Annotated in this window: 13 protein-coding genes; 6 read left to right on the forward strand and 7 right to left on the reverse strand. The window is 69.1% G+C overall.

Annotation, left to right across the window (positions count from 1 at the left end; genetic code table 11):
- Positions 1-50: 50 nt before the first annotated feature.
- The gene (locus tag CDO81_RS14800; RefSeq protein WP_088483985.1) at positions 51-470 is read left to right on the forward strand and encodes a PaaI family thioesterase; all 420 of its coding nucleotides are present in this window, start codon (positions 51-53) and stop codon (positions 468-470) included.
- Positions 471-493: 23 nt separating this feature from the next.
- On the opposite strand, the gene CDO81_RS14805 is transcribed toward CDO81_RS14800, so the two are convergent.
- From CDO81_RS14805 to CDO81_RS14820, 4 genes are all read right to left on the reverse strand, one after another.
- On the reverse strand, positions 494-2467 hold the full coding sequence (locus CDO81_RS14805; RefSeq protein WP_088483986.1) for a PhoX family protein: 1974 nt from the start codon (positions 2465-2467) through the stop codon (positions 494-496).
- A 94-nt stretch (positions 2468-2561) separates the two neighbouring features.
- Positions 2562-3383: a BPSS1780 family membrane protein gene (locus CDO81_RS14810; RefSeq protein WP_144397260.1), complete on the reverse strand. Its 822-nt coding sequence runs from the start codon at positions 3381-3383 to the stop codon at positions 2562-2564.
- Positions 3380-4393 (reverse strand): homoserine kinase, encoded by a 1014-nt coding sequence (locus CDO81_RS14815; RefSeq protein ID WP_088483988.1) that lies wholly within the window; start codon positions 4391-4393, stop codon positions 3380-3382. The genes CDO81_RS14810 and CDO81_RS14815 overlap by 4 nt, the downstream gene beginning before the upstream one ends.
- A 46-nt stretch (positions 4394-4439) precedes the next feature.
- Complete coding sequence (locus CDO81_RS14820; protein WP_088483989.1) at positions 4440-4742, reverse strand: hypothetical protein; 303 nt, start codon at positions 4740-4742, stop codon at positions 4440-4442.
- Positions 4743-4786: 44 nt separating this feature from the next.
- Between CDO81_RS14820 and polA the strand changes: the two genes are divergently transcribed.
- From polA to CDO81_RS14840, 4 genes are all read left to right on the forward strand, one after another.
- The gene (gene polA, locus CDO81_RS14825; protein WP_088483990.1) at positions 4787-7549 is read left to right on the forward strand and encodes a DNA polymerase I; all 2763 of its coding nucleotides are present in this window, start codon (positions 4787-4789) and stop codon (positions 7547-7549) included.
- A gap of 132 nt (positions 7550-7681) precedes the next feature.
- A complete protein-coding gene (locus tag CDO81_RS28845; RefSeq protein WP_088483991.1) occupies positions 7682-8035 on the forward strand; it encodes a type II toxin-antitoxin system Phd/YefM family antitoxin in 354 nt (117 codons plus the stop codon).
- Positions 8036-8038: 3 nt separating this feature from the next.
- Positions 8039-8659 carry an ATPase gene (locus CDO81_RS14835; protein WP_241517010.1) on the forward strand — a complete coding sequence of 207 codons (621 nt, stop codon included), beginning with the start codon at positions 8039-8041 and terminating at the stop codon, positions 8657-8659.
- Positions 8660-8687: 28 nt separating this feature from the next.
- The gene (locus tag CDO81_RS14840) at positions 8688-9323 is read left to right on the forward strand and encodes a response regulator transcription factor (RefSeq protein ID WP_088483992.1); all 636 of its coding nucleotides are present in this window, start codon (positions 8688-8690) and stop codon (positions 9321-9323) included.
- Here CDO81_RS14840 and CDO81_RS14845 read toward each other — a convergent pair.
- Genes CDO81_RS14845 through xdhA form a run of 3 tightly spaced genes read right to left on the reverse strand, consistent with a single transcriptional unit; the run spans position 9308 to position 13712 of the window.
- On the reverse strand, positions 9308-9922 hold the full coding sequence (locus tag CDO81_RS14845) for a peptidoglycan recognition protein family protein (RefSeq protein ID WP_088483993.1): 615 nt from the start codon (positions 9920-9922) through the stop codon (positions 9308-9310). The two genes, CDO81_RS14840 and CDO81_RS14845, sit on opposite strands and share 16 nt — an antisense overlap.
- A complete protein-coding gene (gene xdhB, locus CDO81_RS14850) occupies positions 9919-12237 on the reverse strand; it encodes a xanthine dehydrogenase molybdopterin binding subunit (RefSeq protein WP_088483994.1) in 2319 nt (772 codons plus the stop codon). Before xdhB ends, CDO81_RS14845 begins: the two co-directional genes overlap by 4 nt.
- The gene (gene xdhA / locus CDO81_RS14855) at positions 12234-13712 is read right to left on the reverse strand and encodes a xanthine dehydrogenase small subunit (protein ID WP_088483995.1); all 1479 of its coding nucleotides are present in this window, start codon (positions 13710-13712) and stop codon (positions 12234-12236) included. Before xdhA ends, xdhB begins: the two co-directional genes overlap by 4 nt.
- Positions 13713-13751: 39 nt before the next feature.
- Here xdhA and guaD point away from each other — a divergent pair, with 39 nt between their 5' ends.
- Entirely contained in the window at positions 13752-15059 is a 1308-nt protein-coding gene (gene guaD, locus CDO81_RS14860; RefSeq protein ID WP_088483996.1) for a guanine deaminase, read from the forward strand.
- The last annotated feature ends 21 nt before the right edge of the window (positions 15060-15080 follow it).

A 15080-nucleotide genomic window follows, 5' to 3' on the forward strand; every position in this document is an offset into this window, starting at 1 on the left:
GGCGGTGCTAGGCTCGCCGGCGGCTTCCTCGCAAATTCTTGCAATTGACCATGACCTCACCCCGCCCCTCCCAGGCCGAGCTTGCGGCCTTCCTGCAGGCCGAGTTTCCGCAGACGCGCTGCACCCTCGAAGCCCTGGATGACGACGGCAGCGTGGTGGTGGCGCATCCGGTCGGGCTTGCCGAGCTGAGGCCCGGTGGCACGGTGTCGGGTCCGGTCATGATGACCCTGGCTGATGTGGCGCTGTACGTGGCCATCCTGGCGCAGATCGGCATCGTCCCCTTGGCCGTCACGACGAACCTGTCGATCAATTTCCTGCGCAAGCCGCGGGCTGACCGCCGGCTGGTGGCGCGCTGCCGCCTGCTCAAGCTGGGGCGCACGCTCGCGGTGGGCGAGGTCTACGTCTTCTCGGAGGGGGAAGACGAGCCGGTGGCGCATGCCACCGGCACCTACGCGATTCCGCGGGCCTGATCAGGCCCGCAGGCCTGGCGAACTCAGACCGGCTTCTTGGTCAGGTTCACGCTGGTGATGGCACCGGTCAGGTAGCCGACCTGCGCACCGAAGCGGTCCTTGTAGTTGGCGCGCACCAGCGGGTCCAGCGTCGACTTGACCGTGTTGTGCAGCGGAGAAATCCAGTCACCCGGATGCTGGAAGTTGGCCGTGATGTAGGTCCAGCCGTTCAGGTCGTCCACCACGCCCAGGCCGGTGGCCTCGGCGCCAGAGGGCATGGAGGCCACGCGGCTCAGCACCTTGGTGTCGACGTTGTAGGCCCACAGGAAGTTGTTGACGTGATAGCTGCTGTCCTCGCCGATGAAGAGCGTGCGCAGCTTCTCCGAGAACTTGAGGTTGTCCGGCGCACCGATCTTGTCGGGATTGGCGAGGTTGCCCAGGGCGTCGGCGGTGGCCAGGTCTTCACCGATCAGCAGGGTCTTGGTGACCGAGGGCACCCAGTCGCTGTTGATGGCGGTGCCGGCCGAGTCCTTCTGGCCGGCGCTCAGGGTGTGGGCCAGCACGCCGCCGGCGTTCAGGGCCTTGTCGATGCCGATGTTGTAGTCAGCGTTGTAGGCGGCATTGCCCTTGACCATGGAGCTCTGCATGTTCTGCAGGGCCGAGTAGGCGACCTTGTCCTTGATGTTGACGGTCGTGCCTTCCATCTTGGTGAAGGCCATGGAGCCACCCTTGAGCGCGGCGTAGCGGTGGGTCTCCAGGAAGGCGGCGGCCTTGTCCATGCCGGCCTTCACGCGCACCCACTGGGTCTTGCCGCTCAGCCAGATCTTGGTGAAGCTCGCATCCGCCGGGTCGGTGGTGGACACGTCCATGATGTCGGTGGGCTTGAGCGTGTCCGCCAGCGCCTTGATCTCGGCGCTGGTGGCCGAGCCGAGCTTGATCCAGGTGATGGGCGCGCCCGCGGCGGCCGGGTCCAGCGAGAAGCCCGCGCCGAACTTGGCGACGTACAGGGTGCCGGCGGAGAGGTCCTTCTCCTTGTCGGCCACGAACATGAAGAAGCCGCCGTTGGTGGCGTCGTCGCCCATGATGGCGGTGCGGTTGTCGGGCATGACCTGGATCAGCTCATGCGAGATGCGGCCCAGGCAGTAGTGCTTCTTGATGGTGCCCGTGCCGTCCGGGTTGACCGTCACTTCGGGCAGGTGGCCGTAGTGGTAGACGTTGGCCTTGGTCTCGTCGCCGAACAGGTTCTTGCTGTAGGCCTTGAACATCGTGTTGGATGCGATGGTGAAGGCATCCGGCTCGTACTCTTCGCTGGAGAGGTGCGTGCCCCAGGGCGAGAGGCTGGCGCCACAGGTGATCCACAGGCCCATGGCGGGCGAGGTGTCGACGTTGTGGTACTTGACCAGGGTGAGCTTGCCGGTGGTGGGGTCTTGGTCAAGCGTCAGGACGGCGATGGGGGAGGGCAGCTTGCCGTACATGTCGGTCTTGCCGTCCTGGGCCCAGGTCGTGTACTCGAACTGCACGACCGCGAAGACGGCCTTGCCCTTGATGCCGCTGACGGTCGGGTTGTCGAGCTTGAGCAGCGAGGTGCCGTCCGGCGAGTCGCTGAAGAACTGGCGCTCCTTGCCGGCCACCGTCGTGTCGATGATGGGCTTGCCGGCGAAGTCGACGTAGCCGCCGGCCAGGATGGTGCCGCCCTTGCCGTCCGGCACCAGGTCGCCGGTCGTGAAGAAGGGCGCGTAGGACAGCGAGAAGCCCTGCGTGCTGTCGTCGCTGAACTTGACCATCAGCGTCGAATTGACGAGGGTCTTGGCCATGTCAGCCGGGGTCGTCAGGCTCGGGGCGGCCATGGACACGAAGCTGGCCGACGCAAACGTCGCGGTGGGCGTGCTGTTGTCATCGCTGCCACCGCCGCAACCGGTCAGCAGGCTGCCGACGGCAGCGCCGCTCAGGGGCAGCATCAGGGGCGTGCCCAGGTACTTCAGGGCTTGGCGACGATCGAGGGAAAGGCTTTGGGACATGGCTGCAGCTGGATGGCTAACGGTGAAAACCGCGGCAATCTAGGCAAACTGCATGTCGCCTTCATGAAAAACCCGTGGACCGGGTCGTGTCGGCTCAGGCCTGGCCGTCGAGCAGGTTCTGCGGCGCGCCGAACATGAAGCAGTCGACGAAGCTGAAGTAAAGCGAAGCGTAGAACACGGTGGACAGCATCAGGCCCGTGGCCATCAGCACCACCGGCGCCACCGTGGGCAGGCCCACCAGCGTGAAGACCAGCGTGACCGCGCTGCCGATGCCCATCACCAGGCCCGTCCACAGCAGCATGTTCACCGCGAACGCCGCCTTGTTGCGCCACAGGGCCAGCGTGCTGGAGAACAAGGCCTGGGCCACGCCCTGGCCGCCCCAGTGCACCAGCGCCGGCGCGTGCCAGTAAGGCACGGACAGCAGGCTGATCAAGCCCAGCCGCGTGGCCAGGCCCCAGAACAGGCGCGGGTCCGTCGCGGCGTTCGCGATGGTGTCGTTGTCCGCGTTTTCGGCGATGAGGCGCTGCAGGTCGCGGGTGCTGCCGCCATCGGCCCAGTCGGCCAACAGCCCGATGACGAGCATGGCGCCGGCGTAGCCGAAGCACAGGATCAGCTGGTTGCGGCGACGCTCGGGCGTGAGCTTCAGCGGCGCGGCGAAGACCGCTGCGGTCGGCGTCTTCTTCTGCAGCACCAGGTGCGTGGCCAGCATGAAGCCCAGCGACAGCAAGGGCAGCGAGGCCATGGTGAGCAGCAGGCCAAGGCCCGGGATCAGCATCGCCACGAAGCCCGCGAACAGGAACAGGCCGAACAGCCCCGCCAGCGCCAGCGGCTGGCGCTGGAAGACCTTGAAGCCGTGGCGAATCCAGAGCCGCCCGTTGCGCGGCGGCACCTGCTGCAGATGAAGTTGCATCGTCATTCCGCGACTCCGTCATGCAGTGCGTGCCACGGCCGGTCGATGCGCGCGCGCAGCACCCGCTCGAAGTGGCGCGGGTCGTGCGCCTTCAGCAGGCTGGCCTCGCGCGGCAGGTGCAGGTCAAACAGGCGCGACAGCCAGAAGCGCAGCGCCGCTGCACGCAGCAGCGCCGGCAGCAGGCGGTGCTCGGCGCCCGACAGGGGCCGCACGCTTTCGTAGGCGGCCACGAAGACGGCGGCGCGCTCCTCGATCAGGCGGCCGTCGCTCAGGTCGATGCACCAGTCGTTCAGGCAGACGGCGAGGTCGAACAGCCAGGTGTCGCAGCCGGCGAAGTAGAAGTCGAAGAAGCCGGTCAGCCGCTCGCGGCCCGGGCCCTCGCCGGGTTCGAACATGACGTTGTCGCGGAACAGGTCGGCGTGGATCGGGCCCGACAGCTCGGCCCGCAGGTGGGCATAGTCGGCCGAAGCGGCGAGCTGCTCCTGGTAGGCCAGCTCGCTGCGCAGCAGCGAGGCCTGGGCTTCGTCCAGGAAGGGCAGCAGTTGCGGCGCCACCTCCCGCCACCACGCCAGGCCGCGCAGGTTGGGCTGCTTCAGCGGGAAGTCGCGCCCGGCGAGATGCATCTGCGCCAGCGTGGCGCCGACCTGCTGGCAATGAAAAGCGTCGGGCGCCATCTGGTGGCCGCCATGCAGGCGGTCGACGATGGCCGCCGGCTTGCCGGCAACCTGGAAGAGGATGTCGCCTGCGGCATCGGCATGCGGCTCAGGGACCGGCACGCCGCGCTGGGCCAGGTGCTGCATCAGGCGCAGGTAGAAAGGCAGCTGCTCGGCCGTCAGGCGCTCGAACAGCGTCAGCACGTAGCGGTGCAGGTGGCCGTCGTCGCCGGTGCAGTCGACGAAGTAGTTGGTGTTCTCGATGCCGGCGCCAATGCCGCGCAGCGAGCTGAGCTGGCCGAGCCGGAGGTGATCGAGCAGGGCCTGGGCCTGGGCGGGGCTGACTTCGGTAAAAACGGCCATGGAAAGGGCTGAGAAGCAGCCCGCAGGCCGCGAAAGGGTCAGACGGTCAGAAGTTGAGGACGCGCCAGACGCGCGTGCCCGAGCCGCTCTTCGGCAGGCCGGTGCCGGTGCCGCCGGCCGATTCGCGGCCTGCGTCGTTGACGATGATTTCGTAGTCGGGCGCCTTGGACTTCTTGTTCTTGACGGTGACTTTCTTGGTCTCGCCACGCACCTTGAGCTCCTCGATGCGCACCTGGTCGTCCTCGGCCACGTTGTGCTCCACCTTGGGCTCGGGCGGTGGGTCGGCCAGGGCGACGCCGCCAAAGCTGGCGGCTGCGGCAAGCAGCAGGGAAACGGCAGGGGCGCGCATGATGCTGCCGATTCTAGGTGGGACCTGCCGGAGAATCCGTCGCCATGAGTAAACCCATCCTGCTGCTGGTCGACGGCTCCAGCTATCTCTACCGCGCCTTCCATGCCATGCCCGACCTGCGCGGCCCCGAGGGCCAGCCCACCGGCGCCGTGCGCGGCATGGTGGCCATGCTCAAGAAGCTGCAGGCCGACATCGGCGCCGAGCATGCCGTCTGCGTGTTCGACGCGCCGGGCAAGACCTTCCGTGACGACTGGTACCCGGAATACAAGGCCCAGCGCGCGCCCATGCCGCCCGAGCTGCGCGCCCAGATCGAGCCCATCCACGAGGTCGTGAAGCTGCTGGGTTGGCCGGTGCTGATGGTGCCCGGCGTGGAAGCCGACGACGTGATCGGCACCCTGTGCTGCGTGGGCGCGAGTGCGGGGCACAAGGTCATCGTGTCCACCGGCGACAAGGATTTGTCGCAGCTCGTCAATGCCGACGTCGAGCTCATCAACACCATGAGCAACGAGCGTCTGGACGAAGCCGGCGTGCTGGCCAAGTTCGGCGTGCCGCCCGACCGCATCATCGACTACCTGACGCTGATGGGCGACACGGTGGACAACGTGCCGGGCGTGGTGGGCGTTGGCCCCAAGACGGCGGCCAAGTGGATCGCCGAGTACGGCTCGCTGGACGGCGTCATCGCTGCGGCGGACGGCATCAAGGGCAAGGCCGGCGAGAACCTGCGTGCCGCGCTCGACTGGCTGCCCATGGGGCGCAAGCTGGTGACCGTCAAGCTGGACTGCGAGCTGGCCGCGCATGTGCCCGGCTGGCCGGCGCTGGAAGACCTGGCCTTCCGTCAGCCTGACAAGGCCGCGCTGGGCGAGTTCTATGCGCGCAACGGCTTCAAGGCCTGGCTGCAGGAACTCACCGGCGAAGCGCCTGCGCCCAAGCCCAAGGCGGCGCCTGGCGCCAGCCCGGGCCTGTTCGACGAACCGGAGCCGCCCGCGGGCGCTGCTGATGTGGCGCGGCAGTACGTGACCGTGCTGAGCTTCGAGCAGCTCGACGCCTGGCTGGCCCGGCTGCGCGCGGCCCCGCTGTGCGCACTGGACACCGAGACCGACTCCCTCGACCCGATGGCCGCGCGGATCGTCGGCATCTCGTTCGCCGACAAGCCCGGCGAGGCGGCCTACATCCCGTTGCAGCACAGCGGCCCCGATGCCCCGGCGCAGCTGCCGCTGGACGAGGTGCTGGCCCGCCTCAAGCCCTGGCTGGAGGACGCCTCGGCGCTGAAGATCGGCCAGAACCTCAAGTACGACCGCCACGTGTTCGCCAACCACGGCATCGCGCTGGCCGGCGTCGCGCACGACACCCTGCTGCAGAGCTATGTGTTGGAGGCGCACAAGACGCACAACCTCGAAGCACTGGCCGAGCGCCACCTCGGCCGCAAGGGCCTGAGCTACGAAGACCTGTGCGGCAAGGGCGCGCACCAGATCCCGTTCGCGCAGGTGGATGTGGCCAAGGCCACCACCTACTCGGGCGAAGACTCCGAGATGTGCCTGCACCTGCACGAGGTGCTGTGGCCGCAGCTCCAGGCCGATGACGGCCTGCTGCGCATCTACCGCGACATCGAGATGCCCACCGCCGAGCTGCTCGCTCGCATCGAGCGCACCGGCGTGCTGATCGACGCCGGCCGCCTGCAGCAGCAAAGCCATGAGATCGGCCAGCGCCTGGTGCAGCTGGAGCAGCAGTGCTATGACATCGCCGGCCAGCCCTTCAACATCGGCAGCCCGAAGCAGATCGGCGACATCCTGTTCAGCAAGCTGGGCTTGCCCGTCATCAAGAAGACCGCCACCGGCGCGCCCTCCACCGACGAGGAGGTGCTGACCGAGCTGGCCGCCGACTTCCCGCTGCCCGCCAAGATCCTGGAGTACCGGGGCCTGGCCAAGCTCAAGAGCACCTACACCGACAAGCTGCCCCAGCAGATCAACGCGACCACGGGCCGCGTGCACACCAACTACGCCCAGGCGGTGGCGGTCACGGGTCGCTTGTCCAGCAATGAGCCCAACCTGCAGAACATTCCCATCCGCACCGCGGAAGGCCGGCGTGTGCGCGAGGCGTTTGTTGCGCCGCCGGGCTGCCGCATCGTCAGTGCCGACTACTCGCAGATCGAGCTGCGCATCATGGCCCACATCAGCGAGGACCCGGGCCTGCTGAAGGCCTTCCAGGAAGGCCAGGACGTGCACCGGGCCACCGCCAGCGAGGTGTTCGGCATCCCGCTGGCTGAAGTGTCAAGCGAGCAGCGGCGTTATGCCAAGACCATCAACTTCGGCCTGATCTACGGCATGGGCGCCTTCGGCCTGGCCTCGGCCCTGGGCATCGAGCAGAAGGCGGCCAAGGACTACATCGAGCGCTACTTCACCCGGTTCGCTGGCGTGAAGCGCTACATGGACGAGACCAAGGCCGGCGCAGCCGAGCGCGGCTATGTGTCGACGCTCTTCGGCCGGCGCATCTACCTGCCCGAGATCCGCGGCGGCAACGGCCCGCGCCGTGCCGGTGCCGAGCGTCAGGCCATCAACGCGCCCATGCAGGGCACGGCCGCCGACCTGATCAAGCTCGCCATGCTGGCCGTGCAGGCCGAGCTGGACCGCACCGGCAAGCAGTCGCGCATCGTGATGCAGGTGCACGACGAACTGGTGTTCGAGGTGCCCGAGGCCGAACTCGACTGGATGCGCACCGAGGTGCCGCGCCTGATGGCCGGCGTGGCTGAGCTCAAGGTGCCGCTGCTGGCCGAGGTGGGCGTGGGAGGCAACTGGGAAGAGGCCCATTGACGGACCACCCCCGAAGCGGCTGCGCCGCTCCCCTCAAGGGGGCGCTTGGTGAGCGAGCTTCCGGGGCGGGATGGCGGTTTTTGGGGTTTTCCGCAAAATAGGGAAAATGCAGGAAATACCCGGAGAAGCGCAATGACCGTCCTGATGGATCAAGCCCTGGCCGACCAGCTCCCCAGCGTCTCGGCCACCGAGCTCGTGGCGGGCATTCAGAAGGTGGGCCGCACCGTGGCCGCGCACGGGGCGGTGCTGATCACCAAGCACGACCAGCCGACCTATGTGCTGATGTCGGTCGAGCGCTACCGCGAGCTGCAGCGGGCCGCCGAGCCCGACCTGGGTGCGCTCGGTGGCGAGTTCGACGCGATGCTGGCGCGCATGCAGGGGCAGTCCGGTGCCATGGCTGACGCGTTCGCGATGGCCCCGGCGGCGGTGGCCGAAGCCGCCGTGAAGCAGGCCAAGGGCCGCAAGCCGGCACGCAAGGCCGCCTGAGCCTTGCCCGCGCGTCTGTTCGTGCTGGCCGGCGTGAATGGCGCCGGCAAGAGCTCGCTGGGCGGTGCGGCCTTGCAGGCCAGCGGCGCCGAGTTCTTCAATCCCGACCTGATGGCGGCCCAGCTGCGGGCTCAGCAGCCGGGTCTGTCGGCGGAGCAGGCCAACGGCCTGGCCTGGACCCTCGGCCGCCGCGGCCTGGAGCGTGCGCTGGCCGAGGGGTGGACCTATGCCTTCGAGACGACCCTGGGCGGCAGCAGCATCGTGCGCCTGTTGCTGGAGGGCGCACGAGCAGGTGCGGAGGTCCATGTCTGGTTCGCCGGCCTGGCCACGCCGGAGCTGCACCTGCGCCGCATCCAGGCACGGGTGGCCGCGGGCGGCCACGACATCCCCGAAGCCAAGGTGCGTGAACGCTTCGATGCCAGTCGTGGCAACCTCGTGAAGCTCATGCCCCATCTCGCCAGCCTGCGCCTGTACGACAACAGCTTCGAGGCCGACCCGCGTGCCGGCCGCCGGCCGCAGCCGGTGTTGCTGCTGCATGTGCAGGCCGGTCGCGTGGTGGCGCATGCACCATTGCGCAGCGTGCCGGCCTGGGCGAAACCTCTGCTGGCGGCCGCTCTGCGTTGACTATGATCCAGCGTTTGCAGGAGGGGTGATGAAGGTCTTGCTGGTCGATGGTTTCCCGATGGTGCGCGCGGCGCTCACCGGTCTGATCGAGCAGCATTTCGGCGGTGCGCAGGTGCAGGGGGTCGACACGGTCGATGCCGCACGCCAGTCACTCGCCCAGGCGCTGCCTCGCCTCGTGCTGCTGGACCTGCGGGTGCCCGGCGGCTTCGAGCTGATGGAGGAGATCCATCAAACCCACCTGCTGCTGCCCGTGGTGGTCATCTCCGGCAGCGACGACACCGACGATGCCTTGCGCGCCCTGAGCTCCGGCGCCATGGGCTATGTGCCCGAGCGCAGCGACCTCGACACCCTGGTGCAGGCCCTGCACCTGGTGCTGGCCGGTGGTACTTATGTCCCCCCGCTCAAGCCTCGCGTCGACGAAACCGCTGCCGCGGCGCCCGCCTCGCCCACGCCCGACTGGGGCGCGCTGCCCCTCACGCCCCGCCAGAAGCATGTGCTGCACCTGCTGACCCAGGGCCTGTCCAACAAGCTGATTGCGCGTGAACTGGGCGTCAGCGTCGACACCGTGAAGGACCACGTCGCCGCGGTGCTCAAGGCGCTGGGTGTGGCCTCGCGCACCCAGGCGGTGGTGGTGGCCACGCAGCGGGTTCAGCGCGGCGCCTGAAGGCCCAGCCGCTTGCCCACTTCGGTGCGGAACCAGCCCGATTCAAGATAGGCGTACAGGTTGCGCCCGGGGCAGACGGTCTGCCGGCTGAAGTCCTTGTGGCTGGCGATCGCATCCAGCCCCAGCCCGTGGGTGGCAGCCAGCCAGGCGCTCAAGGCCACCGCGCTTTCCAGCTGCGCCGGCGTCAGCTGCTGCTCCTCGAAATTGCCGACCAGCATCAGCAGGGCGTGTCCGCGCGGGTCGTACTCGGTGTTGGTGTCACCCGCTTGGGCCAGTGGGCGCGCGGTAAAGATGCGGCCGTCAGGCGCGATGACGTAGTGGTAGGGGATGTCGGCCCAGCGCTTGGTCAGGCGAGACCACTGCTGCAGCCGGCGCAGGTAGGCCGCCGGGTCGGTGCCGTCCTGCCAGATCTCGCCTTGGTGGTGCAGCGTGATGTGGGTGATGCGCTGCGGCGGCGCCGTCACGTCACCCGGCGTGCCGCCCCAGGCCTGCACGCTGATCAGCGCGGGCGCTGGGGGCAAGGCAGGCCTGACGCTTGGCGCACTGGCGCAGCCGGCCATCGTGATGGCCAGACCCAGCAGCGCTGCGGCCGCCCTCATCGCACCGCGTCGATCGCGTCGAGCACGGCCTCGGCCGTGGCCGGTGCGCGCAGCGGCGGGTCGCAGCCTTCGGGCCCGCAGGCGGCGCAGGCGTCCTTGATGGCCAGCAGGGCTGCAAAGCCCAGCAGCAGCGGCGGCTCGCCCACCGCCTTGCTGCGGTGGATGGTCTCGCTGGCATTGGCCACGCCGAAGAGCTCGGTGCGGAACTCGGTCGGGCAGTCGTTGGCGGTCGGGATCTTGTAGGTGCTGGGCGCGTGGGTGGTGAGCAGGCCGGTGACCGGGTGCCAGACCAGCTCCTCCATCGTCAACCAGCCCATGCCCTGGACGAAGCCGCCTTCGACCTGCCCGATGTCCAGCGCCGGGTTCAGGCTGCTGCCCACGTCATGCAGCAGGTCGGCACGGGTGATGCGGCTTTCGCCGGTGAGGCTGTCCACCAGGGCTTCGCAGACCGCGCCGCCCCAGGCGTAGTAGTAGAAAGGGTGGCCCTGCAGCTTGGTGCGGTCCCAGTGCAGGCCGGGCGTGGCGTAGAAGCCGTCGCTCCAGAGCTGCACACGCTGCAGATAGGCGGCCGCCACCAGCTCCTTGAACGACAGGCTCTGCCCGCCGCCGCTCACCCTGCCGGCCTCGAACCGCACGTCGTCGGCCGTGCAGCCGAAGCGCTCGGCCGCCAGGGCCGCCAACCGCGTCTTGATCTTGCGGGCCGCGTCCTGTGCGGCCTTGCCGTTGAGGTCGCTGCCGGTGGAGGCGGCGGTCGCCGAGGTGTTGGCCACCTTGCTGGTGTCGGTCGCCGAGCAGCGCACGCTGTCGAACGGGATGCCCAGTTCATGCGCCACGACCTGCGCCACCTTGGTGTTCAGGCCCTGGCCCATTTCGGTGCCGCCGTGGTTCACAAGCACCGAGCCGTCGGTGTAGACATGCACCAGTGCGCCGGCCTGGTTCAGGTGGACCACGTTGAAGGAGATGCCGAACTTCACGGGCGTGAACGCCAGGCCTTTCTTGAGCACCGGGCTGGCTGCATTGAAGGCGGCAATCTCGGCGCGGCGCTCGGCGTAGCGGCTGCTGGCCAGCAGTTGGGCGGTGAGGGCTTGCGCATGCAGCTCCTCGACGCGCTGGCCGTAGGGTGTCACGTCCTGCCCCGGCGCGTAGAAGTTGCGCTGGCGCACCATCGCCGCATCCAGCCCCAGGCGGCGGGCGATGCCGTCGAGGATCATCTCGATGGCGATCGCGCCCTGCGGCCCGCCGAAGCCGCGGAAGGCGGTGTTGCTCTGGGTGTTCGTCTTGGCGCAGTAGCCGTGCATGGCCACATGCGGCAGCCAGTAGGCATTGTCGAAATGGCAGAGCGCGCGCGCCATCACGGGTGCCGACAGGTCGGCGCTGTGGCCGGCGTTGGAGATCAGGTCGATGTCGGCGGCCAGCACGCGGCCCTCGTCGTCGTAGCCGACATCCCAGCGATAGTCGAAGCCGTGCCGGCGGCCGGTGATGAGGAAGTCGTCGTCACGGTCCACGCGCAGCTTGACGGGCTTCTTCAGCTTCAGCGCGGAGACGGCGGCCACGCAGGCGAACAGCGCCGACTGGCTCTCCTTGCCACCGAAGCCGCCGCCCATGCGCCGGCATTGCACCACCACGCGATGCGCCGCCCAGCCGAGCGCATGCGCCACCAGCTGCTGCATCTCACTCGGGTGCTGGGTGGAGCAGTGCACCAGCAGGCCTTCGCCGCCTTCCTGCGGCACGGCCAGGCTGATCTGGCCCTCCAGATAGAACTGCTCCTGCCCACCCAGGCTCCACTGGCCCTGCAGGCGGTGTGGCGCGCGCGCGAGTTGCTCGGCCGGTTCGCCGCGGGTGAGGTGCATCGGCGGCAGCACGTACTGCCCAGCCGCGTGGGCTTGCAGCGCCGTGATGACCGTAGGCAGGGCTTCGGCCTGGATGACCTTCTTGGCCAGGGCGGCCGCGCGGCGGGCCAGTTCGCGGTCGGTCGCGATGACGGCGAACACCGGCTGGCCGACATAGCGCAGTTCATCGCTCGCCAGGATGGGGTCGTCGTGCAGCAGCGGGCCGCAGTTGTTCTCGGCCGGGATGTCGGCCGCGGTCAGCACCGCGACCACGCCGGGCTGGCGGCGCAGGGTGTCGAGGTCGATGGCGATGAGCTTGCCGTGCGCCAGCGGCGACAGGCCCAGGGCGGCGTGCAGGGTGCCGGCGGGCTCAGGCAGGTCGTCGGTGTAGGGCGCGGCGCCGCTGACATGCAGGTGTGCCGACTCGTGAGGGCGTGAGGTGCCGACCACCGGCAGGTCCAGCACCAAGGCTTCGGGCTTGTTCATGCGGCCAACCTCCCGGCGCGCCAGATGGTGATGGTCTTGCGATCCAGCGTTTCGAGCCAGAGCTTGCGGATGAGGTTCTGCGACACCTTCAGCCGGTAGGCGTCGGAGGCGCGCATGTCGGTCAGGGGCTTGAAGTCCTGGGGGAGGGCGGCGGCGGCGGCTTCGGCCGTGGCCTTGACCCAGGGCTGGCCCACCACGGCGGCCTCGGCAGCCGCCGCGCGCTTGACGATGGCAGCCATGCCGCCGAAGGCGAAGCGTGCCTGCTGCACGGTGCCGTTGCGCAGTTGCACGGCCAGTACCGCGCAGACGGCGGAGATGTCGCTGTCGTGGCGCTTGGAGATCTTGTGGGCGGCAATTGCCCAGCTGGTGTCGGGCTTGGGCACGTGCACCGCTTCGACCAACTCGCCGGGCTGCAGGTCCTTCTTCATGTAGTCGAGGTAGAAGTCCTGCAGCGGCAGGCGGCGCTGCTCGTCGCCCCGGCGCAGCACGACGTCGGCACCCAGCGCGATGAGCGCGGGCGCGCCATCGCCGATGGGCGAGCCGTTGGCGATGTTGCCGCCCAGCGTGCCGGCATGGCGCACCGGCGGCGAGGCAAAGCGCCGCCACAGCTCGGCCAGCGAAGGCGCCAGCGTGGTGAGAGCGGCCCAGGCGTCTTCGAGCGAAGCGGCGGCACCGATCCACAGGCCCGGCTGCTCGCCGAACGGCTCGGGGCGGATCTCGCGCAGCGCGGCCACGCGGCCGGTGTAGATCAGGTGGTGCAGCTGGCGGAACTGCTTGTTGACCCACAGGCCGATGTCGGTGGACCCCGCCAGCAGCGTCGCCTCGGGGTAGGTCTGGCGCAGCAGGGCCAGGTCCGCCAAGGTCTGCGGCGCATGAAAGCGCAGGCCGGCATGACCGTAGTCCAGCGGCTCGTCCATCGCCAGGGCCTGCAACGCAGCCTGCAGCGGGGCGCGGTCCAGGTGCTGGGCGGGCGCGTCGAACATCTGCTCGGCGGCATCCAGGATGGGGCGGTAGCCGGTGCAGCGGCACAGGTTGCCGGCGAGGTCATCGGCGAGCTGTTGGCGGTCTGGGCGGGTGCCAGCCTCGCCATGGCGTTCGTAGACGGCCGTCATCGTCATCACGAAGCCGGGCGTGCAGAAACCGCATTGCGAGCCATGGCAGGCCACCAGGGCTTGCTGGGCGGGGTTCAGGCGCTCGGGGCCGCCCAGGTCCTCGACGGTCAGCAGCGCGCGGCCATCCAGCGTGGGCAGGAACTGGGTGCAGGCATTGACATTGCGTAGCTGGAGCTGGCCGGCCGCATCGAGCTCGCCCTGGATGACGGTGCAGGCACCGCAGTCGCCTTCCGCACAGCCTTCCTTGGTGCCGGTGCAGCCGGCATGCTCGCGCAGGTACTGCAACACGGTGGTCGTGGGCGGCAGGTCGGCCACCTCGACGACCTCGCCGCGGTGGAAAAAGCGGATGGGTCTGGTATTCATGCTGGGTCGGATTGTCGAGGCTTGCCCCAGAATTGCCATATGAGTTTTACTAACCAGGAAAAATTCGTCGATCACCCGCGCCGCTGGGCGCTGCGCGGCGACCTGCTCGACTTCACCGCCGCACCGGCCTGGGGCGACACCACCCCCGCGGCGGTGCGCTTCGACCCCGACCACTGGCTGCTGATCGAGGACGGGCGCATCGTCGGCCGCCAGGCCGAGACGCCGGACGACAGCTGGGTGCGCAAGGACCATGCCGGCCAGCTGGTGCTGCCGGGCTTCATCGACACCCACGTGCACTGCCCGCAGCTGGAGGTCATCGCCTCCTACGGTACCGAATTGCTCGACTGGCTGCAGCGCTACACCTTTCCGGCCGAGCGCGCCTTCGCCGACCCGGCGCGCTCGCGGGCGGGGGCCGAGGTGTTCCTGGATGCGCTGCTGGCCAGCGGTACCACCGCCGCCGTCGTGTTCCCCACGGTGCACAAGGTCTCGGCCGAGGCGCTGTTCGAGAGCGCGGCCGCGCGCGGCATGCGGCTCATCACCGGCAAGGTGCTGATGGACCGCCACGCGCCCGACGGCCTGCGCGACGACGTGGCCCAGGCCGAGCGCGACTGCATCGACCTCATCGACCGCTATCACGGCCAGGGCCGGCTCGGCTATGCCGTGACCGTGCGTTTTGCGCCGACCAGCACGCCGGAGCAACTGGCCATGGCGGGCGCCCTTTGCCGCGCCGACGCCAGCCTCTACATGCAGACCCATGTGGCCGAGAACCGCGCGGAGGTGGCCTGGGTGGGGGAGCTCTTCCCGCAGGCGCGCAGCTACCTGGATGTTTACGACGCCGTCGGCCTGCTGCACCCGCGGGCGGTGCTGGCGCATGGCATCTACCTGGACGACGCCGACCGGCGGGTGATGGTCGAGCGGGGCGCTCAGATCGCGCATTGCCCGTCGAGCAACCTGTTCCTGGGCAGCGGCCTGTTCGACTGGCCGGGCGCGCCCTTCGCGGTGAGCCTGGCCAGCGATGTGGGCGGCGGCACGACGCTCAGCCTGCCGCGCAACATGGGCGATGCCTACAAGGTGCAGGCCCTGCGTGGCGAGCGGCTCACGGCCTGGGCGGCCCTGCATGCGGCCACCCGTGGCGCGGCCCAGGCGCTGCAGCTCGGCCATGAGATCGGCGGTCTGTCGGTCGGCCAGGTGGCCGACCTGTGTGTCTGGGACTGGGCTGTCGGCCCGGTGGCTCAGGCCCGCGACGCGGTGGTGCGTGAGCTGCACGAGCGGGTGTTCGCCTGGATGACGTTGGCCGACGAGCGCAACCTGGCGGCTTGCTATGTCGCGGGACGGCCGCAGCGCTGAACCGTCTGTCCGCCTCATACG

This window comes from Roseateles puraquae (genome assembly GCF_002205845.1).
Taxonomy (GTDB): Bacteria; Pseudomonadota; Gammaproteobacteria; order Burkholderiales; family Burkholderiaceae_C; genus Pelomonas; species Pelomonas puraquae.